This window comes from Algirhabdus cladophorae (assembly GCF_044772865.1).
GTDB lineage: Bacteria > Pseudomonadota > Alphaproteobacteria > Rhodobacterales > Rhodobacteraceae > Algirhabdus > Algirhabdus cladophorae.
Genome location: NZ_CP173029.1, coordinates 1,215,509 through 1,239,762, shown reverse-complemented (window position 1 = coordinate 1,239,762; position 24,254 = coordinate 1,215,509). Strand labels below are relative to the sequence as shown.

Genomic DNA, 24,254 nt, shown 5'->3' with positions numbered 1-24,254 from the left:
TGGGGGACAAAACATGCAAGAACCGGCCATCACCGACGATCTTATCGCGCAACACGGGATTAGCCCGGATGAATACGCCAGTATTCTCGAGATCATTGGCCGCGAACCCAGCTTCACCGAATTGGGCATTTTTTCCGCCATGTGGAACGAACACTGCTCTTACAAATCCTCCAAGAAATGGCTGCGCACCCTGCCAACGACCGGCCCTCAGGTCATTTGTGGTCCCGGCGAAAATGCAGGCGTTGTGGATATTGGCGATGGCCAAGCCGTTGTTTTCAAAATGGAAAGCCATAACCACCCCAGCTACATTGAGCCTTACCAAGGGGCCGCAACGGGTGTGGGCGGCATCCTGCGGGACGTCTTTACCATGGGTGCGCGCCCCATTGCGGCCATGAACTCCCTCAGTTTTGGCGAGCCAAGCCACCCCAAGACATCGCAATTGGTCAATGGTGTCGTGGCAGGCGTTGGTGGCTACGGCAATTGTTTTGGCGTGCCAACTGTCGGCGGCGAAGTGCGGTTTCATCCCGCGTACAATGGCAACTGCTTGGTCAATGCCTTTGCCGCAGGACTCGCAGACGCTGACAAGATCTTTTATTCCGCCGCTTCCGGCGTCGGCATGCCAGTGGTGTACCTTGGTGCAAAAACCGGTCGCGACGGCGTCGGCGGGGCCACAATGGCCTCTGCGGAATTCGACGATACAATCGAGGACAAACGCCCCACCGTCCAAGTGGGCGACCCTTTCACCGAAAAACGCTTGATGGAAGCCACCTTGGAACTGATGGGCACAGGCGCTGTGATTTCGATTCAGGATATGGGCGCTGCAGGTCTGACCTGCTCTGCCGTGGAAATGGGCGACAAAGGCAAGCTGGGCGTCAAGCTGACGCTGGAAAACGTACCACAGCGGGAAGAAAATATGACAGCCTATGAAATGATGCTGTCAGAATCCCAAGAACGCATGCTGATGGTGCTCAAGCCCGAACTTGAGGCCGAGGCCCGCGCCGTATTTGAAAAATGGGATCTGGATTTTGCTATCGTCGGCGAAACTTTAGCGGAAGACCGTTTCTTGATCGTCCACAATGGCGAAGTAAAAGCCGATCTGACCCTGTCGAAACTTTCGTCCACGGCCCCAGAATACGACCGCGCTTGGGTCGAAACACCGGCCGCCGAAGAATTGGCAGACGTTCCCAACATCGATCCCATTGATGGCCTCAAGGCGCTGATCGCTAGCCCCAATTACGCGGCCAAGCAATGGGTCTACGAGCAATACGACACGCAAGTGATGGGCGACACCGCCCGCACTCCCGGCGCAGGGTCCGGCATTGTGCGTGTGCACGGTACCGACAAATCCCTCGCCTTTACCTCGGATGTGACCCCGCGCTACGTCAAAGCGAACCCTTTTGAGGGTGGAAAACAGGCCGTGGCCGAGGCGTACCGCAACCTCACCGCCGTAGGGGCAACCCCATTGGCAACAACCGACAACCTCAACTTCGGCAACCCTGAAAAGCCCGAGATTATGGGCCAATTTGTCGGCGCTCTCAAAGGCATCGGCGAGGCTGTGGCCGCTCTTGACATGCCGATCGTGTCTGGCAACGTCTCACTCTACAATGAAACCGATGGCACAGGCATCTTGCCCACTCCAACCATTGGCGCCGTTGGCCTGCTCACCACATCTGACGACCACATCAACGGCGAAGTCCGCGACGGCCATCTGGCCATTCTTATCGGAACCACCCACGGTCATCTGGGTCAATCTGCCCTTCTGGCCGAGGTCTTTAATCGCGAAGACGGGGATGCCCCGGCGGTAGACCTTGATCTGGAAAAGGCCCACGGCGACTTTATCCGCGACAACCGCAACTGGATCAATGCCTGCACCGATCTGGCCGATGGAGGCCTCGCCTTGGCAGCCTTTGAATTGGCCGAATCCGCAGGGGTGGGTCTAACGTTGGATGATACGGACACCGCTCAGCTCTTTGGCGAAGATCAAGCACGCTATCTGGTGGCCTGTTCCTTTGACAAAGCCGAAGGTCTGATGATCAAAGCAGGCCAAGCCGGCGTCACAGTTGCAACCGTAGGCAAATTCACGGGCGACACCGTAAAAATCGGCGGCTCTGAGGCCCCATTGGCAGAACTATCCCACCTTTATCGGACCGGCTTTGCCAACGCCGTGGCCTGAAGGCGCCCGACATTGATTTCTTTAGTCTAGAAATACCTAAATTCCGACGCTTGCGCGCAGGCACCCCCACGCCTATCTTTAAGCCAGACAGCAAAAGGACGCCAAATGGCCATATCCGCCCCCGAAATAGAAGCGCTTATCCGCGAAAGCTTCCCTGACGCGCAAATCACCGTGCAAGGCGATGACGGCGCCCATTTCGCCGCCGAGGTGATCGACGCCAGTTTTGCCGGTAAGAACCGGGTTCAACAACAACGCGCCGTCTACGCCGCCCTCAAAGGCAAAATGGACGGAAACCACGGCGAACTGCACGCCTTGGCCCTCACAACGAAAGCACCCTAATGCTCAAAACCGCTGTGCTCATCGCCATTCTTGGCCCGCTCTGGCTGCTCTTGCCGCCCCTGCGCTGGACCAGAGCCCAACTTATTCCCGTTAAGATCCCGCAAAAGGATAGAAAATGACCGACGCAAATGCCCAAATCCAAGACACGATAACCACAAACGACGTGGTGTTGTTCATGAAAGGCACCAAAGAAATGCCCCAATGCGGGTTTTCAAGCCGCGTGGCTGGGGTGTTGAACTTCATGGGCGTTGATTTCAACGATGTGAACGTGCTGGCCGATGACGCGATCCGCCAAGGCATCAAAGATTTCTCTGACTGGCCAACAATTCCCCAGCTTTACATCAAAGGCGAATTTGTCGGCGGCTGCGACATTATCACCGAAATGACCCTGTCCGGTGAGTTGGACACTATGTTTGACGAAAACGGCGTGAGCTATGACAAAGCGGCAGCTGACAAAATCCGCGAAGCCAACGCCTAAGTGCACATGCGCGCAGCACTGCATCTGCTTATCGCAGGGCTGTTGGCAATATTGACCCAAATTGGCGGGATAGCGTGGCTGCTGTCTCGCCTTTTTCGTCGCAAAACTTTGACATTTCTGGCTCTCTACGCAGGGCTCACCGTCGCAACAGTCGCTATCGCACCAGTCTTTGGACGCGTAGCCTTGCCGTGTAAATCAACCGCTTCTCTTCAAATGCACAGCCCTGTGTTTTGCGTGTTGAACCGGCACTACGTAACACCGGCGATGGAACTTGAACTCAACAGATTTGCACAGGCTATGGCCCAAAAGCACCCCGGAACCCAAACCCGAATCTTGGATGCAAACTTTCCATTTATCGATGGGGTCCCATTACTCCCACACCTGTCTCACAACGACGGAAACAAAGTGGATATCGCCCTGTTTTACAAAAATGGAGACAATGAAATCACAACCAAAACCCCCAGCCCCCTTGGCTACTTTGCCTTTGAAGTCGGTCCAACATCATGTCCGAAAAACCGTATTACCCTTAGATGGGACATGGGCTGGCTCAAACCGCTCTGGCGTGATTTGTCGCTGGACACAGACCGCATGAAATCTGCTCTGTTTTGGCTGGCTCAAAACCAAAAGACAGAGAAAATATTCGTGGAACCTCACTTAAAGGCGCGATTTGCCCCCACTCAGGAAAAAGTTCGGTTCCAAGGATGCCGCGCCGCCCGCCACGACGACCACATCCATTTCCAAATTTAAACTCTCCTGCAGCCAACCGTAATCCAAAGGCGCGCCTGCGGCGCATTCCATGTTTTGTTTGGCGCTCAAAATGCAAAGCGCAGCCAATCCAACGCGCCTTAGGTTTCTTTTTTCTCTAAATACTCAAACGGGCGACGCGCAGCGTCGCCCCTGCCCGCCGCAGGCGCCGATCGTAAGATCGTCCCGCAACTGCAAATCTATCCCGCCTCAGGTACTTTTGCTTCCACTGTCTCTGCCAAAGCCTCGGCCCGCGCTGCAAGCTCCGCCAACGCATCGGTCACGCTGTCTGGCACAACCGCCACTTCCACCCGTTCCGCTTGAGGCGAGGGGCGGTTTTCCAGCTCTTCAATCCGTGCTTCAAGCTTGCCGACAGTTTCAGCCGCAATCCGCACTTTTTCGTCCAACCCAGCGGTTTTATCCGCCAACATCAGACCCGCCATCAGCAACATCCGGTTTTCTGGCAACCGACCAATCTGGTCCACCAGAATTTGCGCCTCAGTGTCCAGATACTTTGCCGCTGCATGCAAGAAATGCTCTTCGCCTTCTTGGCAAGACACCGTAAAGACGCGCGCGCCAATGGTAATATCAACTTCCGCCATCAGACTTGCCCTTCCACGATTGGTTTCAACTCGGCCAAAACCGCATCCAACTCGGCCCGGTCCGCAGATCTTGCGGCACGCAACCCGTCCAGTTCCGCTTCAAGGCCTTGATTAATCAGTTCAGGCTGCGCAACCCCTTCGGCATTTGCAGCCCGCAAAGCCGCGTTATTGTCGCGGAGTTGCTGATTGGCCCGCTGCAATTGCTGCACTTCCATATCCAACCGTTCCAATGTCTCAGCTTGCGCTGCCAAACGCTCTTTCGCCTCGGCGGTCGAGGCCTCAAATTGCTGATTGACGGCCTTCAGGCGCTCTTGCAATTGGGTGTTGGCCAACTTTTCCTCATCCAACGCCTCTTGCAGCCCGGGCTCTGGAACTGCCTGCGCGACCGGAGCAGACAACTGGTCCAATCCCGTACCAATCCGCTCCAAAGCTGAGGTTATTCTTTGCTCCAATGCCTCTATTGTGCTCATCTGTCCCTATCCTTCTAGACGGGTTTCGTCTGCCGCGTCGCATCGCAACGCTTTATTCTATGCGCCCTGTTTCAAGGCCTAACACAGCATCACTGTACGATTCGGCCCAAGATCTTGCATTATCTTAGCAAGTTAACAACCATTTGCGCACCTTTTGTTCCAAAGGCTTAGGGCCCGCAGTTCATCCCGACACGGACCGCTTGAACTTCAAGGCCACCCTGTTATCACAAAGCAAATGGACTCTACTCTCAATCAAAGGACGTCTCTCTTGGATATTGCAGCCCTTCGCGCCGCCAACCCCGACCACTGGTCCAAAGCCTGCGCCATTCGCGCGCTCACACTGGACGCTGTTGCTGCTGCCAATTCGGGACACTCCGGTATGGCAATGGGCATGGCCGATGTGGCCACGGTTTTGTTCGAAAAACACCTGAAGTTCGACGCCTCTGCCCCCAACTGGCCCGACCGCGACCGGTTCATCCTGTCGGCTGGTCATGGCTCGATGTTGCTTTATTCCTTGATGCATCTGACGGGCTACGAAGATATGCCCATCGACCAGATCAAAAACTTCCGCCAATGGGGCGCGAAAACCGCAGGTCACCCTGAATTTGGCCACGCCCGAGGTATTGAAACAACCACCGGTCCTTTGGGGCAAGGGATCGCAAACTCCATCGGCTTTGCATTGGCCGAAGAATTGCTGCGCGCCCAGTTCGGCAAAAAAGTCCAAGACCACCACACCTATGTCATCGCAGGCGATGGCTGCTTGATGGAGGGCGTCAGCCAGGAGGCCATCGGGCTTGCCGGCAAGCAAAAACTGGGCAAGCTGATTGTTCTTTGGGACAACAACAACATCACCATCGACGGCACTGTGGATATTGCCGACGTCACCGATCAAGTCATGCGCTTCAAGGCCTCGGGCTGGCACGTGCAATCCATCGACGGCCACGACCCGCAGGCCATCGATGAGGCCCTGATCGCCGCGAAAAAATCCAAAAAGCCTTCGATGATTGCTTGTAAAACCCATATCGCCTTGGGCCATGCCGCCCAAGATACATCCAAAGGCCACGGCGCCTTGACCGATGCGGATCAAATGGCCGCCGCCAAAGAAGGCTACGGTTGGACCGCAGGCCCGTTTGAGGTTCCTGCCGACATCAAATCCGCTTGGGAGGCCATCGGCAGCCGCGGTGCTGCGGATCACGCCGAATGGCAAACTCGTTTCGAAACCCTGTCAAAATCCAAACAGGACCAGTTTACCCGCGTCTATGAAGGGGATGCGCACAAACGCCTGTCCGCCACGATCAAGGCCCTGAAAAAGCAGATCAGCGAAAGCGCACCCAAAGTGGCCACACGCAAATCCTCTGAGATGGTGCTGGAAGTGGTGAACCCGATCATGACCGAAACCTTCGGTGGCTCGGCAGATCTGACAGGCTCTAACAACACCCTGACCAAGGATCTGGGCGTGCATGACGCGACCAACCGCGCAGGCCGCTACATGTACTACGGCATCCGCGAACACGGCATGGCTGCAGCCATGAACGGTATGGCCCTGCACGGCGGTGTGCGCCCCTATGGTGGGACGTTCATGTGCTTTACTGACTATGCACGCGGGGCCATGCGCCTTTCCGCGCTCATGGGCATTCCAGTGACCTACGTGATGACCCACGACAGCATCGGTCTGGGCGAAGATGGCCCAACACACCAACCGATCGAACATCTGGCAATGCTGCGCGCGACACCCAACACCCATGTGTTCCGCCCCGCTGATACGGTCGAGACAGCCGAGGCATGGGAAGTCGCCCTGACCTCCAAATCCACACCTTCCGTGCTGGCCCTGTCCCGCCAAGGCCTGCCCACTGTACGCACCGAGCACAAAACAGCCAACCTGACCGCCAAAGGCGGGTATGTTCTGGCCGATGCTATTTCGGGCAAACGCCAAGCCATCTTGATGGCGACAGGGTCCGAAGTGTCCATTGCCATGGCCGCGCGCGACTTGCTCGAGGCCGAAGGCATCGGCACCCGCGTGGTGTCCATGCCCTGTTGGGAACTGTTCGAAGAACAAGACGATGCCTACCGCAAGCGCGTCCTACCCGGCGGCCCAGTGCGCGTCGCCATTGAGGCAGGCATCCGCTTTGGCTGGGATCGTTGGCTCTTTGGCGAGCGCGGCAAACGCGAGAAATCCGGCTTTATCGGTATGCACGGCTTTGGCGCCTCTGCCCCCGCCGAAACTCTCTACAAGGAATTCGGCATCACCGCCGAAAACACAGCCGCCAAGGTCAAAGACTTGCTGGGCCTCTAAAGCCAAGCACCTCAGAACAACCAAAGGGCGCCCACAGCGGCGCCCTTCTTGTTGGATAAATGCTCAACAGACAAAGCGCCAATGCGCTGCGGTTGCAGTAATGGCAGCTTTGCAGCCCTAAACACTCGCGCCCGTTTCTTACGTGTTGAATTGAACTTTCACCAAACGGGCGCGGGCACGATGTTTTGATTACTTTTCAAGTATCAACGGTCAACGCTGTTGATAACGCCATCCAAAAACAGCCGCCGTTCTTCGTCGGTTCCGGGTCGCAAAACACCAGTCGTTGCGATTGTCATGTCATTGAAATTAAAAATCATCGTGATGTAATCGGGGCGGCCATCTTGTACCCACGACATCAAATAGACGTTCGGTGCGATTTCACGCGACGAATAGGGGATTTCACTATCGGAGTTGCCCTTCGGCGCCCCGGCGATCCATTCGTACTCAGCAAGCCCGCCCGCAAATGAAACGATCATCTGAGCATCGTTGTTGTTGTAGGTCCAGTTGACTTCGGTGCCATCCAGATTGTGGGTTCCGGTGCCAACCTGTGCCCATGCGATCCCAGCCGCAAATTGCAGGGCGAGAATAGTTGCAAGACATTTTGACAGTCGAGGAAGTGCTTTCATGAGGGTGTCCTTTCGAAGTTTTAAAGAGCTTTGGGAAGCTTTGCATGAGGCCCGTGCAACATCAGTCGAGCAGGCTTCCAACCGGGGGGAGAATTGGTGCGGCGACGTCCAAGGGTTCTGTGAGCGCCCAAAGTTGCCGTTCGATGGCCTCGTCCGAACAGGCCTCTAACGAAAGCCCCCGCCAGCGATATTTGGGTGGGAACTGCGCGCCACCAGGCGTCATTTCCGAGCGCCCCTCGACAATTGTCAGGCAAAGCGATGGATCCAGACCGTATGTGAGCCGTGCGTTGTCCCAAACCCACTTGGCTGCGTCTGTGCCACAGGCCTGCAACCAAATCTCGGTCCCCGCTTTAGGTTCCAGCGCGGCCATACACATCCCGTATTGAGGCATGATAATCTCGGTTCCAGCAGCCGAACTCTCGAAGCGCATGTCGAGGTTCCACATACCGTCTTTGCAGGTATGAACCCAAAGCGATTCATCTGTCTTGGGGGTGTCGCCAAATCCTCTTGTGTCGACGCACAGGTGCCGTGGTTCATCCAATGGCAAACCCACCCGCAGAAAATACGCTTCATCAGCACCATTGACTGGCGCCGGGCCCGTCGGTTGTGCAAACGCCATGGACGCCGAGGACACAGCGGTAAAGAGGACTGCTAAAAGGGTTTGGTGCCGCATCTGATACGTCTTTCTGTGATTGAATTTTGGGTCGGCATTGACCCACCCAAGGGTTTCCCAATCGATCATCGTGCATTACGTTGAATTCACAAGATGGTATTGTACAAACTGAGAATTCGATGGAGTAGATTAATGATTGACGAGTTGCGCCAGATTGCAATTTTCGCCAGAGCCGTTGATCACGGCACGTTCAAAGGTGCAGCAGACGACTTGCGCCTCGCTCCGTCCGTTGTCAGTCACCACATCTCTCAGCTTGAAGCCAAGCTGGGTGTAACGCTGATCTATCGCACCACGCGCAAATTTACCCTCACCCCCGAGGGCGAGCGGTTGCTAAAGTCGGCGCATATCATGAACGATGCCGTCACTGCGGCACTGGATGATTTGCGCGGCACATTAAGTGAACCGTCCGGCGTGCTGCGGGTCACCGCCACATCAGGATTGTCACAGTCGCGTCTGATCAAGCACATAACGGATTTTTGTGCGCGGCATCCAAAAATAGACATTCGGTTGGAGTTCAGCGACCAGCGGCGACATCTCATTGAGGACGGTTTTGATGTGTCCATCCAAGTGGGTGCAAAGAATAGTCAGGCACCCAACCGTCAGACCCTGTTTGAAGGCAGAAGGTGCATCGCGGGTGCCTCGTCTTACTTGTCCCAGTTTGAGCCGATCAAGACGCCCGACGATCTTAAAGGGCTAAGTTGGGTCATGTTGGCGGGCGTGAAAGGGTCCAACCAACGACTGACAAGATCGGGGCAAAGCCCAGTAAAGATCGACCCGGTTGGTCAAATAACAGCGAACAGTTCACTGGCGGTCTATCGATTTGTGAAGGAGGCTGCCGGGATAGCAATCGTCCCCGAATTTTTGACAGAGGAAGATGTCTCAAAAGGCGATGTGCAGATTGTGCTGCCGGATTGGGACCTAGAAGCCTTGGACGTCTTTGCCGAATGGCCTTCAAACGCATCAAAGGACGGTATCGTCAGTCTGTTTGTGGCAGACCTTTGCCGCTCTGAAAATATGATCGATAGCTAGATAAGAAACCATTCAAACCCTCTGCGGTATGTGGCACGTTGCGCTCATTGCCGGGATTGACTGCAATTTCGCCCGTCCAATAGCCCCTGCTATGCCCTCACACGTCCCAGAACTCTGCCGACACCGGGGCACCACCGTCGGCATGCCCAAAGACAGGTTGAACCTTTAAAGCCAAGCACCTCGGAATAGACAAAGGGCGCTCTCAGTGACGCCTTTCTTATCGGACGACGGCCGAGCGGGACTGTGATGCCGTTCTCGGAGTGCCCCTAAAGGCAAGTGTTGCATAAGGTCTTGTCGTTCGTCTTGACTAACGGGCGGTCTGATTGTCACCTCCTGCATATGTTCAAATACGTCTTCTTACCCACTGATGTGCCTGTTTCCTTTCCGAAGCAGATGACCAAATTCAAGTGCCTCATACTCGTCGAGCGCGAAGTTAGCGGAATCTATCGTAACGAGGTCAGCAAAGCGCTTGTGAAAGCTGGGTGCCTCTTTTCGTTGGCATGGGGAATGGAGTGTTCTGCTTGGGACGATAGCGTGGATTGGGCATTTCTAGAGTCTTACAACTATGGCGACTATCCTGAGGATAAATTCGTCATGACCACTTGGCATGCAGACGAAACCCTTGAAGAGGTCATAGAGTTTGCGAAACACTGCTCTGATTATTCTGAAGTGAAGCTTGAAGATATCTTGGTTCTTGATTTTGCGCATCATGAACGCAGTGAGTTGATCGAGCAGCTTTACCGCGCAGCTTGAAAGCTGCCCGTCAAGCAGATCGCAGCATTTGGTAGCTGTGGGCTCAGACCCGTTATTCGCAGAAATTCAACCGCTTAGATGCGCCCAGCGCCCCCCCCCCTCAAACGCCAAACGGGCGCTCTAATCGGTGCCCGTCTTGTTCGAGTGACCGCTAAACGCCCAAAACCAGCTTTCTATCCTGTTGGCAAAGCCCGTTATTTGCATTTGTATTGTCAGGTCGTGGCATTAAGCTGGCCCGAGCTCTGTGCAGCCAGTTGATGTGCAGAGTGTTGAATATCACTGTGGGCTACATTTTTATTCGATATTCCACCCCACTTCCAAGATACGAAAGACCAACATGCCCAGTTCTGCCACCTACGGCGTAGATGATGAGGGGTTTATTAAGACCGAAGTCATGGCCTCAAAGATCCAAGTGCCTTATTTCAAACTGGTCGAAGATGTAAAAAATAGGCTCGGGCACGTGACCGGAAATCAGCTACACGGATTGCATCTGTACGGAAGTGTCGTGACTGGAAAGGCCCAAGTACCAACATCGGATCTGGATGTTTTGGTGGTCCTACGGCAACAGCCTACTGAAACTCTGACATCACAAATCAAAACGGCAGAAGCAGCCCTCTCCCAAAAGTATTCGCACATTGCCCGAGACGTCGCCGTAGGCATCACATTTCCAAAGGAAATAGACGCCGATCTTTATGGGATTGGATGTTTCATCAAGCATCTGTGCGTTTGTGTCCTAGGTGAAGAGATGCAAGCATCCTTACCTAGGTTCAAACCAACTCAGCAGGTCGCCAAGGCCTTCAACGGCGACTTTGAGAAGGTACGAGAAAAATACCTCTCACAACTGGAGACGACCCCGCCTGAAGGGATTTCGAGACTAAGCGAACAGATTTCTCGCAAGTTCATCAGGACAGGATTTTCACTGGTGACCGCCCGCGAACAGAGTTGGACAACAGATCCGCAAATGGCCTGCGATGCGTTTGCCAAATACTATCCCGATAAAGCTGCTGATATGCAGCGCACCCTCCAGATTTCGAAGCAGCCAGGCGTAAGCAAGCGCGATCTTCTGGAACTTTTGGTCGGTTTTGGCGGCTGGCTTGCCCACGAAGTAGAACGTGAACTTTCAAGGATCTGATCCTATTTGTCTTTCAATAAGGCTACAGTGTCCGCTTACAGACGACGTTCGCGCCGACAGCAACATCGCTCAAAAAGATCGTTCGGCTGACCGTCACTGCAATTGAGCCGAACCAATACACGCATACCACAAGGCACAAATCACATCTGTGAAACGGCACAATACCCTTCAAGAATGGACCGTTCGCACAGAGATACAGCGGTATTTTTGCCGAATATCATCGCGCAACGCTGTGCTTTTTTCGAGCTGGTTTGAATTTTTAAACGCAGCACTGCCTTCGCGTTGCACGCGCTTTTCGAAATCAGTTTCCTGCTTATCCCACCGTGCGATGTATTCGGATAAGGCGCGCTCTGCATTCGCTCTGGCGTCCGCAACCGTTTGTCCTTCCAGTCGCGCACAGTCTGCCGCAAAACCTGTCGGAGAGCCTAAATCACCAACCTTTTTGAACGCATGAAGCATCAAGTCACCTTGGGTGACTTTGCGCGACACACTTTCGAGCGGCAAGAATGTAGAAGACCGGAGCATGTGGCACTGGTTGCTCTTTAGCGGCTCGCGCAGTTTCGCAGCATACTGAGCATCAAGAGCCGGACCTTTAACGCTGGTATTAAGAAGCCACGGGGTGGCTACCTCTTCAAAGTGTTTTCTGGTGCGTTCTGCGCGCGCCTTGGCATTTGGACCGGGGACACAGGCCACAATAGGGTCGCTATAATGTGGTTTGAGCGGGCTCAGCCGAATACGCTGGGTCGCAGTCTCTAACACTTCAGGAGGCGCAACGCTTAATCCAAAAGAACTTACTTTTGTAGAGGTGCTCGTCCCGGGTTCACTACACGCGACAAGGGCGAACAACAAAACAGAACCTACAGTAAGCGTACGAAAGTGGCCTGCGCCCAAGGTGAAAAATATACCTTTGCCCATCTAATACTTTCTCCAACTTAATTTTCAAAATGTGCACATGCGACCGCAACAAGGCAAAGAATAGCGAGCCCCCTGCTTTCAGGCAATACCGTCGCGCGGCCTCGAAACAGTGGGAATTTGTGTATGTCGTGGCATAGATCGAAGGAAAATCACTTTGATTTTCGGAGTGTTTACGCGACCTACGCCGTATAGATTTGCGTGAAGAGTTTCGAAAGGCTCGTGCGCTAAAGACATTGATTTGTTTTTAGCAGCACTGCCTCCAACCGCTTGGAAAAACAATTTGGACGCGGATGTTTTCAACATGACGGGGTTTCCCAGAAAACTCACACCCCACGATTTTTCAGGGACTTTTGTACCCCCAAGGTATCGACGTCGCGACTTTCATAGATGTGGATACGATAGATTAGAGACCGCAGATAACACCGCGCAAAATGTGGCCAAACATCTGCAAAAAATTCGCAGTCTGATTATTGAACGGGTCTTGCTTTGGGCCAAGGCTGTCACACCGAAGGGCGAACTGAAGCAACTGGCAGAAAACGGAAATCCAACTCGGTATGAACTAAGGTTGATTTGACGAACCGTTCAGTTTCGAACAGCACCTAATAGCCTACAAATAGGGTAAAAATAACCGTATGGATCCCGAGCTATTTTCATGGATACAGCGTATACCCGGCGTTGGTAGGCACAAGCATCCCGAAAAACATGGTCGCCGCATTATCTGGGCTGTTTACCCCTCCAAATCAGTGATTTGGTGTTGAGTTCATAAAGGTTTGCGTCACCCGCTATAATCGCCTCACACAGACCAACCGCCCGAACGGCCTGATCGCGTGAGAGGTGTTTGTAGGCTGGGCGTGCGAGGTGATCGAACCATGGCCCGCCACATACGTTATCCAGCACGATACGTTGAAAACAGTGATCGTTTTGCACAGGCCATTTGATGGCAGGGTCCCGCGCCATCTGCGGCATGACCTCTTTGGTTAAAACCATGTAGTGGCTCACAAGATCGGCAACACGGGCGGTGCGCGCATCAGTCATACCAGCACATTCCCCATCATCTGGTCCAAAATACGTGGAATTTGCTTTTTGACTTTGAAAAAGCCAGCCGTGGCGTGGGGCCAGATCGCCGTGTCCCAATCGCGGCGCTGTTCGCACAGCGTTATGCCGCGTGCTGAAAGAATTGGCGTGGCCGCGTTAAGCCAATCCCGCAGCGGGCCGTAGCTGATATAGGGCGTAAAGATCTGGTCTGCCTTGGCCGTGCTCGCCCAGTCGGCAAGGACAGACGGATCGTTCGCCTGCAGCCTCTGTGTCTTAAAGTTCAGCCGCGCTCCAGCATCTTGCACAGCCTGATCTTCGAATTCAGACACGGCGTCAGACACGGACCGGGGCGAGCGTAAGGCGCTTGCCGTGAGGCTCGCCACAGCGCGCACATCAAACGTCGAGAGATCGAAATCCTCAACACAACAGTCTTCATCAGTGATCAAAATGGCCGTCCGCACATTTGGCTTGGCTGGTGCTATGTCCCGGAGAGGTTGCACCGGCGGTAACCCATCAGGCTCGGACGCCTCAAGGCCTCTTACAACGTCAGCTAATTCACCCTTTGCGGGCTTAAAGCGACCCCCGGTAAAGGTCTCAATGTTGTCGCGCTGCGCTGGGTAGGGTTTTCCGCGCGTGTGCAGCCCAGCCGCCCACCGCCAATTCAACGTATTGGCCGCAGCGTCCCCATCCAGCAAATGGCGATAAAAGAAATCAGCACCCAGCCGCCAAGGCAGCTTAAGCGTGAAAATCCAGATGGAGGCAAACCACATCCGTGCGTGGTTGTGCAGATACCCTGTATCGACAAGTTCGCGCGCCCAACTGTCAAAATAGTCAAGCCCGGTTTGGCCTGTCTCCGCCAATTCGATATCCCGGCGTAGCCGACGATCACGTTTCAGGGCGGCGTAATCTGCATCCCTGCCCGCGATATAGCTGCGCCAGATTTGCGGCCGCCGCTCAAGCCATCCTTTGTAATAGCCGCGCCAAATGACTTCTTCGACAAACTTGGACGCAGCCTTGGGACCATGCGCCTTCAATGCTGCGGCCACCACTTCGCGTTCTGTGATCAAGCGGCGGCGAATATAGGGTGACAGCAGGGACACGTCCGTATGGCGGCCCGGCCCGTTATCGTAATTGCGCCCCTGTTCGTATCGCAGCCCCATACGATCCTCAAAGGCTTGCATGGCCTCCAGACCAGCAGCACGCGTTCCGACAAATATGGTCATTGCGCCCTAGCCTTCAGTTCATCAGGTCCTCGAACAGGCTGTGATACCGCCGATGTTGGGATTTTACCTGCGCGTGACCGCTTGCATCATCGAGCCACGGCGCATGCTCTTTATCTATGGTGGCTAGGTTTTCGGCTGGGCGATCGAACTTGTTGTGGGATGTGTGTTCTTTCTTCGTATCGGACATTTTCAGGCTCCTGAGGCAAGATTTTTTATCGCTTTGTAGGGGATACGTCCGAACCGGTTGGTTGGTTCCATTTTTAAGACAAGGACGTCGACCGCGCGTGCCCGCCCAAACTTGAAATGCGCAAGTGTCACTACATCTTGCGGCCTATGAACGACCGGTCCCCCTCCCCGCTGATGCGCTTTGTCGCCCTTGCGCTTGCCACGTTGCAGCCCCCGCCCGGTGGCGCCCGTATCGCCACCGCCCTTTTCTACGGCGCGCTGTGCCATGCAGTGTTCGCCCTTGCGGTTTTGTCGATGATCCTCGCGATGTTTTTCGGAATGAGCATGTGCTTGGGCCGCGTGCCAGAGCCCTATGCGATCTTCGCCAACGCAGCCCTTATTGTGCAATTTCCAGTGGTTCATTCGTTGCTATTGACGCGCAAGGGTGGCGGCCTGTTGTCCCGTCTTGCGCCTCAGCGATATGGAAAAGCCCTGTCCACGACGACCTTTGCGATTATCGCATCCATCCAGTTGTTCGCGCTTTTTGCGCTTTGGACCCCAAGCGGGACCATTTGGTGGCAGGCGACGGGCGGTGCATTTGTGGTGATCTGCGCGCTCTACGCTGCGTCGTGGCTGCTTTTGCTTTGGGCCAGTGTGGACGCAGGCGCTGAGGTTCAATCAGGGGCATTGGGCTGGATGTCTTTGATGCAGAACATCACCCCGGTGTTCCCCGACATGCCCACTCGTGGGCTATTTCGCGTGATCCGCCAACCGATCTATGCCGCCTTCGCCCTGACAACTTGGACCGTACCCGTTTGGACGCCGGACCAATTGTTCTTGGCACTCGGGCTGACATCGTACTGCGTCTTGGCCCCCTTGTTAAAAGAACGCCGCTTTGCCGGACGATACGGCGAGCGGTTTAAAAATTACCGCAAAAAAGTACCCTATATGATCCCCCGCCTTTCTGGAAAGCAGTCGCGATGAACACCAAACGCAACAACCTTCAAATCTATAATGATGTGGCAGACAATTGGTGGTCGGACGATATCAGATGGGTCCGGACGCTCAAAAATCTGGTCCCCGGACGCTTGAAATGGTTTGACAAACAGATCGACTGGCAAGGCAAAACCGTGCTGGATTTAGGCTGCGCGGGCGGCTTTATGGCCGAAGCGATTGCCGCAAAAGGCGCGCAGGTGACAGGCATTGACCCTGCACAAGATGCTATTGAGGTTGCAAAACGTCATGCATCGCAGACCGGATTTGATATCAGTTATGACGTAGGTGTCGGGGAACATCTTCCGTATCCGGACGCCATATTTGAAAGCGTCGTGTGCGTCGATGTCCTCGAACATGTGCAGGACTTATCCCAAGTGTTGACCGAAGTCGCGCGGGTACTCAAACCCGGTGGTCTGTTTTTGTACGACACGATCAACCGCAATCCCATCGCACAGCTTGCCACCATCACAGTCGCCGAGGATATTTTGCGGCTTTTGCCCAAAGGCACCCACGATCCTGCGATGTTTATTAAACCCCACGAACTGCGCAAGGCGATGACGGATGCAGGTTTGGTCTGCGGGCCGCAGGTGGGTTTGGGTCCACGTGGCGTGAACCGGCGCTTTGATTTTACCTTCGGTCCACTTCCAGTCAAAACCGTCATTTATATGGGTACCGCCCGTTTGCCGGATGTCTCAAATTGAATGGATTTTACAGCTTAGGCAGCCCCCAAAAAAGCGGTCGCTGACTGGACGCGCGGGCACATCAGCCTAACTTCTGCAAAGTCATAATGACCAAGGACATTCAATGTTTTCAAGGTTTAGCTACCGGCCTGCGATCTTCATTCCAGCCAAGATTTTACTGCTTTTGACTTTTGTTTTCAGTGCCACAGGGGCATTTGCGCATGTCCGATGGTTCGTGGACAGCAACGTCCGGGTTGAAAATTTCGTCGCCTACAGCATCACCGACCCAGAGGTGTTGATCTGGATCGCGCTTTCTATCGCGATTGTGCTGACTTCCGTCGTCTTGGACACAAAACTGCCGAATGTGCGTATAGTGGGCAGCGAGACACGACATGACTTCATCGAAATCCTGCGCATCTTCACCGGCATGTCGATGCTGCTCACGGCATATGAAGGTGCGATTATCGCCCCGCATTTGATTGCTTATGGGGCATTTGGAACGAAATTGATCTTCCTTCAGGCCATCATCGGGATCTTGTTTATCGCAAATCGCTTTGTGCGCCATGCGGCGATATTGCTGCTTATCCTGCACCTCGGTCTGACCATCCAATTCGGTGTCCTCGCCGCATTGGAATACCTCAGCATGGTCGGCATCGCGATATTCCTGCTGATCAACAATTTGCCAACGCTTGAGTTGCGCGAACAGTATAAGCCGTTTTCAGTGGCGATTATGCGGATCCTCGTCGGGATTTCACTGGTCACCCTTGGGCTGGCCGAAAAGCTGTTTGGCGCCATTCTGGCCGAAAGCTTTTTGGCAGCCAACCCGTGGAACTTCCTGCCTGCCCTTGGTTTCGAGTTCTTCACCGACCGCCTGTTCGCTCTGTCAGCCGGGTTCACCGAAGTGATTTTCGGGGTTATTTTGATCCTTGGGACAACGACCAGACTGAATGTTCTGGCCTTGTCCATCGTTCTTTTGGCCTCAAATGTCTTGTTCCTGATCGAAGGCAATAACGAAGCTGCACTGATCGAATTTGTGGGCCACATGCCTATCATCGGCGTCGCACTTGTCCTGCTTTTGTTAGGCGCAGGACAACGCTGGAAAGTGAGAAAACTCGTCCCCGACTGGCGCAAAAACACAAACCTCAAAACACTGCGGGTCCCAAGTGATGTCTAAAATTTCTTTGCGCTTTCCTTATCTCATTTACCTGTCGATCGCCTCGGTTTTGATTGGCGTCATCATTGCCCCGTGGTTTCGTGACCTCCCCGAGCAACAAAGCGCAGCTGATATGATGGCCCACGAGATGCAGCATGGACTGCTTGAGGTCCCAGCCGTGGGTGCGCCCCAAGTGGCCATCACAGTCGAACAAGACCCAATGAATGGCTGGAACGTGACGCTTACCACCAGTAATTTCACATTCACGCCACACATGGTGAACAGCGAAAACGTCGACAACACAGGACACGCACATCTGTATGTGGATGGCATAAAAATTGCACGGCTTTATGGACCGAATTTTCACATCCCGTTTTTGTCTGAGAGCGAGCACGAGATATCAGTGAACCTCAGCAGCAATGACCATTCATATTATGTGATCGACGGGAACCGGATCGCGGCACGCGCGACCGTTACCCAAGAAATGAATGACCAATCTGCCGAATAACTGGCCAGAGATCGATCAGGCGACAGCCCCTCCTTCGCAAGCAGCGCTCGCAAAAGAAATACCAAAGCCCCAAAGTCTGCAGCAATGATCCCCCAAAGGTTAAAATCTGGAACGCGTATAAAGCGCGGCCATGAACAACAGAAATGACCGGGCGATGCCGAAACCCAACAAGGCGCTGCCTGCCACGTGTAACGGCGCATGTACCGGCAGGAAAATACCTGCGGCCTTGACCGACGTAACTCAGGCCCAATGGGCTGTGACGTGTCATTTATCCGGGTCGGTCCCAACAATTCGCCGCCGTCCTATCGGCTTTGTTGTCTTTGCGTTGTTGTAGCTGCCCGAGGCACCGCCTGCGCACCACGCACACCCTGTGGCATTGGGACCGCGCCGTTTTGGTTCAGAAAAAAGTGTTGGCCACAGCGGTATTTCGCTCCATTTCCTGTGATATGTTTCGCCCACGTCTCTTCCATTTTCTGACAGCACTTGTCGTCGTGATTGCCCTCTGGTCGCTCTACTCTCTCGAAAATGCGCGAACTTCAGTAACCATTGATCGGGTCATGTTGGACGACACCCCAGCGACATTTTACCGGGCGACCGAACCGACCGGTGGGCTTGTCGTTGTGGCCCATGGATTTGGCGGCTCGCGCCAAATGATGGAGGCGATTTCACTCACACTGGCGCGCGCAGGTCATACTGTTGTGGCTTTTGATTTTATTGGCCACGGCCGCCATCGCGTGGCACTGTCTCCTGCTATCGAGACGTTGACAGGCACCACGCAAGATCTGGTTGACCAGACGCTTTCGGTCGTAACCGAGGCCCAGCGCCGCACAGGGCTGACAGGCGTCTCATTTGTCGGTCATTCGATGGCAACGGACGTCATTGTGCGCGCTGCTGATCAGTTGGACGTGACCCAAGCCGTCGTGGCGATCTCTATGTATTCAGACGCCGTCACGCCAACGCATCCGGAACGCTTGCTGGTCGTATCGGGCGCATTCGAGGCCAGATTGCGCGAAGTGGCCCTGACTGCCTTAGAACAGATTGGCCCCGCTGGCGAAGGCCAGACAGTGGCATCCAACGGTGTCACTCGCCGCGCCGTCAGTGCGCCATTGGTCGGTCATGTAGGCGTGTTGTGGTCGGCTGTGACCCTATCGGAAATTACGACTTGGCTAGGGACCGACGCCCAGCCTGTGATGACAGGAAAATGGATCGCCGCGCTGTTGCTGTCGATCTTAATCTTGTTTCGCGCCCTTGTACCGATGCTGCCCAGCATCGCCGCGCCAAACACTGTCAGCACACCCTCCGCCGCGCTGGCGGCATCGGTAGCGGCAGTCGGCGCCGGTGGTGCGGCGATTACGGGTCTGCCGCTGATCGGCCTTGCGGGGTTTGGCGCTCTTGCGCTTGCCTTTGGGGTGTGGGGCGTCTTGGTTTTGTTAACTTTGCGCATCCGACCAAGGCTTTCTGGACGCCACCTTACCGCAAACATGCTGTTGCTGGTTTGGTCATTGGGCGTATTCGCCCTTGCCCTGGATCGCTATGGTGCAGCCTTTCTGCCCACGGGACCAAGACTGAACCTTGCCTTGATACTACTTCCTGCAACACTTGTATTTGGATGTGCAGATCGCATTCTTGTTCACGGGCGCGGCGTGCTAATGCGCGTGGCTTTGCGCCTTCCTTTTCTGGTGGCTTTCACTCTGGCGATGATCGCCTCCCCCACCGAACTTGGACTGGTGTTCACCGTTCTTCCAGTCCTGGTGCTTTTTTGGATCGTTTACGGCACCATGGCCATGTGGGTCTCGAACCGAACCGGCCCAATGGGGGCAGGCCTTGGGTCAGGATTAATCCTAGCCTGGGCCATCGCTGCATCAACGCCTCTGTTTATGGCGTAACCCAGACAATAGCCCCGCCAATTGAGGGGCCAAAGCGTGAAGTTTACCGCCCACGCGCACAGTATTTGATGATGTTTTCCTGTGCCTTAGAACGCCAAAAACGATGCCGCCTACTGGCTTGAACGCGTTGAAGAAAATATCGCTGTGCGCTGTGCAAATGTATCCGAAGTGATCGCGGAAGCTGAGGGGTTTGACGCAAGCCTGCTGCTCTGCGCGCACACGCATATTCCGCCGTGCCTCTGATTGCCGTATGGACGTAGGGTTGCTCATCCCGGCAGTGTCAGACGTCCTGTATACGACAAAGACATGCCTGCGAAGGTGCGACACAAACCAAGCGAGGCGGCTGGGCCCAAGCAGTGAAAACGGGTTGGTTTGAAAACATCCATTCCTGAGGAAATTTGACTGGTGGAATTGCGTTCTTGCCTAAGCATCCGTTCGTCTTTCGCGCTGTATCACTCAAACTGAGATGAAATCAGCCCCCGGTGTCATTTCAACAGCTTCCTATATCCCTAGGTGACTGCGATTGGGCCTGCTAAGACTGGATCAGGCAACACACAAACCTCGAAGAGTATGATGGACACCCAGACCATAAATATCGTGCTTCCTGTCGCCCTCAAAGAGGTGTTTGACGAAATAGTCCCGTCCTTTATCGCGCAGACCGGGCATAGGTTCGCCGTGGCTTTGATGCTCAACCCCGAGGTGCCGGGCTATGTCAAAACCGGGGCGGATTGGTCTATTGCCCTGTCTAACCCCTCGTATATCCAAACAATTGTCGATGATAACCGGTGCAATAAGGACGGTCTGCAAGTGTTGGGACATTCGCCCCTGTGCCTTGCGATGCGCGGTGACAGCACCACTGCGCCCTCGCAAGATCCGGCCGCAATTGCTGCCTTTCTTGCGCAGGCCGACAGCATTGCCATCACGGATTCTGGGACAAGTGGCGCGCAATTTTCCAAGCTCGCGGCTCAACTGGACATCGCGCAAAAGATACAAGGAAAGCTGCGATGGATGCCGGGCGGAGGGCCAATGGCCGCCCTGCAATCTGGCGATGTGCAAGTAGCCGCTTTGCCATTGACAAATGTGGCCCCGGTACACGGGGTTCATGCAAAATTCATCTGCCCACTCCAAATGGACGTGCATATTGACCTTGCCCTATGTGTTGCGACGCAAGCCAACGCCGCGACACTGGATTTTGCCGCTTGGTTGCAGCAGCCGTCGCTGCAAAAAAGATTGCACAGTCTGGGTCTGCACACCCGGATTGTCCAAAATCAACCAGATCCTGCGTAACCTCAACGGCCATCCAAAGGGTATCGGCGGTTGGGCCGAGATCAGCCACAACCCCGGATTTTTCGATCAAAGTCATGGCCGCATATTCAAAAACGTCCAAGGCGCCTGACCCGAATAACCCTAATGATTCCCGCCATAGCGGCTCTTCCTGCCACTCGGATCGCAGCAGAACACTGTGTTACCGCTCACAGTTAGCGCCATCACAACCATGGCGATATCGGTTTGCGCTAACATCCTGTTTCGTCGCGCTTTTTCCTTTTTTCCGCCACGTCACAATTATATACCGCGCCCGAGTGAGATGTGAGTTTCGTGGAAGGGACATAATCATGACCGTCACTGTTGGGATCAATGGCTTTGGCCGCATCGGCCGGTGCACTTTGGCGCATATTGCCGAAAGCGCGCGCAACGATGTCCAAGTGGTCAAGATAAACGCCACAGGCCCGATTGAAACTAACGCCCACTTGCTGCGCTACGACAGTGTCCACGGGCGCTTTAACGGCGACGTCAAAGTTGACGGAAACACGCTGGATCTGGGACGCGGCCCGATGGAGGTGTTTTCCACCTACGAGCCCAAGGAACTGGATTGGACTGGCTGTGATATCGTCCTTGAATGCACCGGCAAATTCAACGATGGCGAGAAATCCAAAGTACATCTGGAGCAAGGCGCAAAGAAAGTTCTGATCTCGGCCCCTGCTACGAATGTCGATCGCACCGTGGTCTACGGGGTGAACCACCGCGATATGACCCGTGACGAAACAATGATCTCCAACGGATCTTGCACCACCAATTGCCTTGCCCCTTTGGCCAAAGTCCTCAACGACGCCATCGGGATCGAACGTGGTATCATGACCACCATCCACAGCTATACAGGCGACCAACCCGCGTTGGACCGCCGCCACAAAGACCTCTACCGCGCCCGCGCTGCCGCCATGGCTATGATCCCCACATCCACGGGTGCTGCCAAAGCTTTGGGTTTGGTCCTGCCCGAACTTGCCGGCAAACTGGACGGGACGTCGATGCGCGTACCAACACCAAATGTCAGTGCAGTTGATCTTACCTTTGAGGCCTCAAAAGATGTCACTGTCGAGGATGTAAACGCCATCGTCGCCGAGGCAGCAAACGGCCATATGGGTGCTGTTTTGGCCTATGACCCCGAGGCCAAGGTCAGTATCGATTTCAACCACACGCCGCATTCTTCGATTTTTGCGCCGGATCAAACCAAAGTTGTGGGTGGTCGGACCGTGCGGGTTCTGGCATGGTATGACAACGAATGGGGCTTTTCATGCCGCATGGCCGACATGGCTGCGGTTATGGGCCAATTGATGCACTAGCGCGCTGGGGTCGCAGGCCCAAGCTTGCGGCGACAGGACGTAAGACGACAGGCATGACCACCAAAATTTCACTCTGGCTTGGCGGGTTAATTCTGGCAGGCATTGTTCTGGACCTTGCCCTTCTGGAGGGGGACAACCTGGTCTTTCTGGGCCAACGCGGCTTAGAGTTGATGGAATATATCGCCTTTTGGCGCTGACCTGCCCCCCCCGTTTCCACAATTGCGAGAATTTTGACAGGCCAGCCCCGCGCCTGCCCCTTGACCTTTGCCTGAAAATTCGGTTGTTAGCGGTAACAGTTTCTCAAGTAGCGCGAAAACTTCCCGAAAGGATGTCGACATGGCCGTCAAAGTAGCAATCAACGGATTTGGACGGATTGGGCGCAATGTATTGCGCGGGATCATTGAATCAGGCCGCACCGATGTAGACGTGGTGGCCATCAACGACCTCGGTCCGGTAGAAACAAACGCCCACTTGTTGCGTTTTGACAGTGTGCATGGCCGCTTTCCTGCAACCGTGACCACCTCAGACGACAGCATCGATGTGGGGCGCGGTCCTATCCGCGTCACAGCCATCCGCAACCCGGCTGATTTGCCATGGGCCGATGTCGATATCGTTTTTGAATGTACCGGTATCTTTACCTCGAAAGAGGCCTGTCAGGCCCATCTGGAAAACGGATCCTCGCGGGTCCTGATCTCAGCCCCCGGCAAAGACGCGGACAAAACAATTGTCTACGGCGTGAACCATGACGTGCTGACTGCAGATGACCTGATCGTCTCCAACGCGTCCTGCACCACCAACTGCTTGGCCCCAGTGGCCAAAGTGCTCAATGACAGCATCGGCATCAAACGCGGCTTTATGACCACGATCCACAGCTACACGGGCGACCAACCCACGCTGGACACGATGCACAAAGACCTCTACCGCGCCCGCGCCGCAGCCCTGTCGATGATCCCAACGTCCACAGGTGCCGCCAAAGCCGTGGGCCTGGTTTTGCCCGAACTCAATGGCAAGCTCGACGGCACCGCCATCCGCGTGCCCACCCCTAACGTCAGCGTGGTAGATCTGACATTTGAAGCAGGCCGCGACACAACCGAGGCGGAAATCAATCAGGCCATGGCCGCTGCGGCGGCATCCGGTCCGCTCAAAGGTGTGTTGGCAGTGACCGACGACAAATTGGTCAGCATGGACTTCAACCACGACCCCCATTCATCGATCTTTGCCACGGATCAAACCAAAGTCATGGACGGCAACATGTGTCGGATCCTCAGCTGGTATGACAACGAATGGGGCTTTTCCAACCGCATGGCCGATACCGCCATAGCTATGGCGAAATTCCTCTAGGCCTTTTTCTTGGGGACCTTGGTGTGGGGGCCGCGCCCCCGCTATCTTTCGAATTGCGGTAGCCGTTCGAAACGCAGGCTGTATGGCCCCCAGCCATTCAGCTGCCATACGCCAGCCATACACATGCTGGCAGGCCATTTCAGACAATTTTAAGCATTGCACCAGGTGCAAAGCTGCTTTGACCAATCACTCAGTTGTGCTGCAACGCAGCATGCCTATGTTAGCGGTATCAGAAGCAGTAATTTGAAAGGACTGGCCAATGATCATTTTGACAACCCTCACCACCGCCGTCCAAAAGTGGATGGAATACCGCAACACCCTTGCTGAACTGCGCGCAATGCCCCTGAACGTGGCATTGGACCTCGACATATACCGTGGTGATGCGAAAAAAATCGCCGCCAAAGCCGTCTACGGCTAACCTC

General features: G+C 54.7%; 26 protein-coding genes. 18 read left to right on the top strand and 8 right to left on the bottom strand.

The genetic code is table 11. From position 1 onward, the window contains the following. Positions 1-13: 13 nt before the first annotated feature. The 4 genes from purL to ACIRQ6_RS06000 all read left to right on the top strand — a co-directional run bounded on the left by purL (position 14) and on the right by ACIRQ6_RS06000 (position 3,737). The gene (gene purL / locus ACIRQ6_RS06015; RefSeq protein ID WP_420863229.1) at positions 14-2,173 is read left to right on the top strand and encodes a phosphoribosylformylglycinamidine synthase subunit PurL; all 2,160 of its coding nucleotides are present in this window, start codon (positions 14-16) and stop codon (positions 2,171-2,173) included. A gap of 105 nt (positions 2,174-2,278) precedes the next feature. Then, positions 2,279-2,512 (top strand): BolA/IbaG family iron-sulfur metabolism protein, encoded by a 234-nt coding sequence (locus tag ACIRQ6_RS06010; RefSeq protein WP_420863228.1) that lies wholly within the window; start codon positions 2,279-2,281, stop codon positions 2,510-2,512. A gap of 115 nt (positions 2,513-2,627) precedes the next feature. Next, positions 2,628-2,990 carry a Grx4 family monothiol glutaredoxin gene (gene grxD / locus ACIRQ6_RS06005; RefSeq protein ID WP_420863227.1) on the top strand — a complete coding sequence of 121 codons (363 nt, stop codon included), beginning with the start codon at positions 2,628-2,630 and terminating at the stop codon, positions 2,988-2,990. A gap of 6 nt (positions 2,991-2,996) precedes the next feature. Beyond that, complete coding sequence (locus ACIRQ6_RS06000; RefSeq protein WP_420863226.1) at positions 2,997-3,737, top strand: hypothetical protein; 741 nt, start codon at positions 2,997-2,999, stop codon at positions 3,735-3,737. Between the two features lie 197 nt (positions 3,738-3,934). On the opposite strand, the gene ACIRQ6_RS05995 is transcribed toward ACIRQ6_RS06000, so the two are convergent. Both ACIRQ6_RS05995 and ACIRQ6_RS05990 read right to left on the bottom strand, forming a co-directional pair. Beyond that, complete coding sequence (locus tag ACIRQ6_RS05995; RefSeq protein WP_420863225.1) at positions 3,935-4,336, bottom strand: cell division protein ZapA; 402 nt, start codon at positions 4,334-4,336, stop codon at positions 3,935-3,937. After that, entirely contained in the window at positions 4,336-4,806 is a 471-nt protein-coding gene (locus ACIRQ6_RS05990) for a hypothetical protein (protein ID WP_420863224.1), read from the bottom strand. The genes ACIRQ6_RS05995 and ACIRQ6_RS05990 overlap by 1 nt, the downstream gene beginning before the upstream one ends. Positions 4,807-5,074: 268 nt before the next feature. On the opposite strand from ACIRQ6_RS05990, the gene tkt reads away from it, so the two are divergent. Further along, positions 5,075-7,099 (top strand): transketolase, encoded by a 2,025-nt coding sequence (tkt, locus tag ACIRQ6_RS05985; RefSeq protein WP_420863865.1) that lies wholly within the window; start codon positions 5,075-5,077, stop codon positions 7,097-7,099. Between the two features lie 203 nt (positions 7,100-7,302). Here the strand turns inward: tkt and ACIRQ6_RS05980 are convergent, their stop codons facing one another. Both ACIRQ6_RS05980 and ACIRQ6_RS05975 read right to left on the bottom strand, forming a co-directional pair. Beyond that, the gene (locus ACIRQ6_RS05980; RefSeq protein ID WP_420863223.1) at positions 7,303-7,725 is read right to left on the bottom strand and encodes a hypothetical protein; all 423 of its coding nucleotides are present in this window, start codon (positions 7,723-7,725) and stop codon (positions 7,303-7,305) included. Between the two features lie 61 nt (positions 7,726-7,786). Beyond that, positions 7,787-8,398, bottom strand: a complete 612-nt coding sequence (locus ACIRQ6_RS05975) for a hypothetical protein (RefSeq protein ID WP_420863222.1) — start codon at positions 8,396-8,398, stop codon at positions 7,787-7,789. A 132-nt stretch (positions 8,399-8,530) separates the two neighbouring features. On the opposite strand from ACIRQ6_RS05975, the gene ACIRQ6_RS05970 reads away from it, so the two are divergent. The 3 genes from ACIRQ6_RS05970 (at position 8,531) to ACIRQ6_RS05960 (ending at position 11,312) form a co-directional block, all read left to right on the top strand. After that, positions 8,531-9,427: a LysR family transcriptional regulator gene (locus ACIRQ6_RS05970; RefSeq protein WP_420863221.1), complete on the top strand. Its 897-nt coding sequence runs from the start codon at positions 8,531-8,533 to the stop codon at positions 9,425-9,427. A 339-nt stretch (positions 9,428-9,766) separates the two neighbouring features. Continuing rightward, positions 9,767-10,180 (top strand): DUF7684 family protein, encoded by a 414-nt coding sequence (locus ACIRQ6_RS05965; protein ID WP_420863220.1) that lies wholly within the window; start codon positions 9,767-9,769, stop codon positions 10,178-10,180. Positions 10,181-10,517: 337 nt separating this feature from the next. Then, the gene (locus ACIRQ6_RS05960) at positions 10,518-11,312 is read left to right on the top strand and encodes a hypothetical protein (RefSeq protein ID WP_420863219.1); all 795 of its coding nucleotides are present in this window, start codon (positions 10,518-10,520) and stop codon (positions 11,310-11,312) included. Positions 11,313-11,480: 168 nt separating this feature from the next. On the opposite strand, the gene ACIRQ6_RS05955 is transcribed toward ACIRQ6_RS05960, so the two are convergent. From ACIRQ6_RS05955 to ACIRQ6_RS05940, 4 genes are all read right to left on the bottom strand, one after another. Continuing rightward, entirely contained in the window at positions 11,481-12,227 is a 747-nt protein-coding gene (locus ACIRQ6_RS05955) for a hypothetical protein (RefSeq protein ID WP_420863218.1), read from the bottom strand. A gap of 714 nt (positions 12,228-12,941) precedes the next feature. Continuing rightward, on the bottom strand, positions 12,942-13,262 hold the full coding sequence (locus ACIRQ6_RS05950; RefSeq protein WP_420863217.1) for a hypothetical protein: 321 nt from the start codon (positions 13,260-13,262) through the stop codon (positions 12,942-12,944). Then, on the bottom strand, positions 13,259-14,485 hold the full coding sequence (locus tag ACIRQ6_RS05945; RefSeq protein WP_420863216.1) for an FAD-binding domain-containing protein: 1,227 nt from the start codon (positions 14,483-14,485) through the stop codon (positions 13,259-13,261). The genes ACIRQ6_RS05950 and ACIRQ6_RS05945 overlap by 4 nt, the downstream gene beginning before the upstream one ends. Positions 14,486-14,498: 13 nt before the next feature. After that, positions 14,499-14,672, bottom strand: a complete 174-nt coding sequence (locus ACIRQ6_RS05940; protein ID WP_420863215.1) for a hypothetical protein — start codon at positions 14,670-14,672, stop codon at positions 14,499-14,501. A 146-nt stretch (positions 14,673-14,818) separates the two neighbouring features. Between ACIRQ6_RS05940 and ACIRQ6_RS05935 the strand changes: the two genes are divergently transcribed. The 10 genes from ACIRQ6_RS05935 (at position 14,819) to ACIRQ6_RS05890 (ending at position 24,250) form a co-directional block, all read left to right on the top strand. Continuing rightward, complete coding sequence (locus tag ACIRQ6_RS05935) at positions 14,819-15,634, top strand: methyltransferase family protein (RefSeq protein WP_420863214.1); 816 nt, start codon at positions 14,819-14,821, stop codon at positions 15,632-15,634. Next, positions 15,631-16,347, top strand: coding sequence for a bifunctional 2-polyprenyl-6-hydroxyphenol methylase/3-demethylubiquinol 3-O-methyltransferase UbiG (gene ubiG, locus ACIRQ6_RS05930; RefSeq protein ID WP_420863213.1), 717 nt, complete (start codon positions 15,631-15,633; stop codon positions 16,345-16,347). The genes ACIRQ6_RS05935 and ubiG overlap by 4 nt, the downstream gene beginning before the upstream one ends. Before the next feature lie 103 nt (positions 16,348-16,450). Further along, complete coding sequence (locus tag ACIRQ6_RS05925) at positions 16,451-17,500, top strand: hypothetical protein (RefSeq protein WP_420863212.1); 1,050 nt, start codon at positions 16,451-16,453, stop codon at positions 17,498-17,500. Then, positions 17,493-17,987 (top strand): hypothetical protein, encoded by a 495-nt coding sequence (locus tag ACIRQ6_RS05920; RefSeq protein WP_420863211.1) that lies wholly within the window; start codon positions 17,493-17,495, stop codon positions 17,985-17,987. The genes ACIRQ6_RS05925 and ACIRQ6_RS05920 overlap by 8 nt, the downstream gene beginning before the upstream one ends. A 446-nt stretch (positions 17,988-18,433) precedes the next feature. Beyond that, complete coding sequence (locus ACIRQ6_RS05915) at positions 18,434-19,873, top strand: alpha/beta hydrolase (protein ID WP_420863210.1); 1,440 nt, start codon at positions 18,434-18,436, stop codon at positions 19,871-19,873. A 570-nt stretch (positions 19,874-20,443) separates the two neighbouring features. After that, entirely contained in the window at positions 20,444-21,160 is a 717-nt protein-coding gene (locus ACIRQ6_RS05910; RefSeq protein ID WP_420863209.1) for a substrate-binding domain-containing protein, read from the top strand. A 326-nt stretch (positions 21,161-21,486) separates the two neighbouring features. Further along, the gene (gene gap, locus ACIRQ6_RS05905; RefSeq protein ID WP_420863208.1) at positions 21,487-22,491 is read left to right on the top strand and encodes a type I glyceraldehyde-3-phosphate dehydrogenase; all 1,005 of its coding nucleotides are present in this window, start codon (positions 21,487-21,489) and stop codon (positions 22,489-22,491) included. A gap of 53 nt (positions 22,492-22,544) precedes the next feature. Continuing rightward, positions 22,545-22,688 (top strand): hypothetical protein, encoded by a 144-nt coding sequence (locus ACIRQ6_RS05900; RefSeq protein WP_420863207.1) that lies wholly within the window; start codon positions 22,545-22,547, stop codon positions 22,686-22,688. 139 nt (positions 22,689-22,827) lie between these two features. Beyond that, positions 22,828-23,832 carry a type I glyceraldehyde-3-phosphate dehydrogenase gene (gene gap, locus ACIRQ6_RS05895; RefSeq protein ID WP_420863206.1) on the top strand — a complete coding sequence of 335 codons (1,005 nt, stop codon included), beginning with the start codon at positions 22,828-22,830 and terminating at the stop codon, positions 23,830-23,832. A 259-nt stretch (positions 23,833-24,091) separates the two neighbouring features. Beyond that, positions 24,092-24,250: a hypothetical protein gene (locus ACIRQ6_RS05890; protein WP_420863205.1), complete on the top strand. Its 159-nt coding sequence runs from the start codon at positions 24,092-24,094 to the stop codon at positions 24,248-24,250. Positions 24,251-24,254 lie beyond the last annotated feature (4 nt).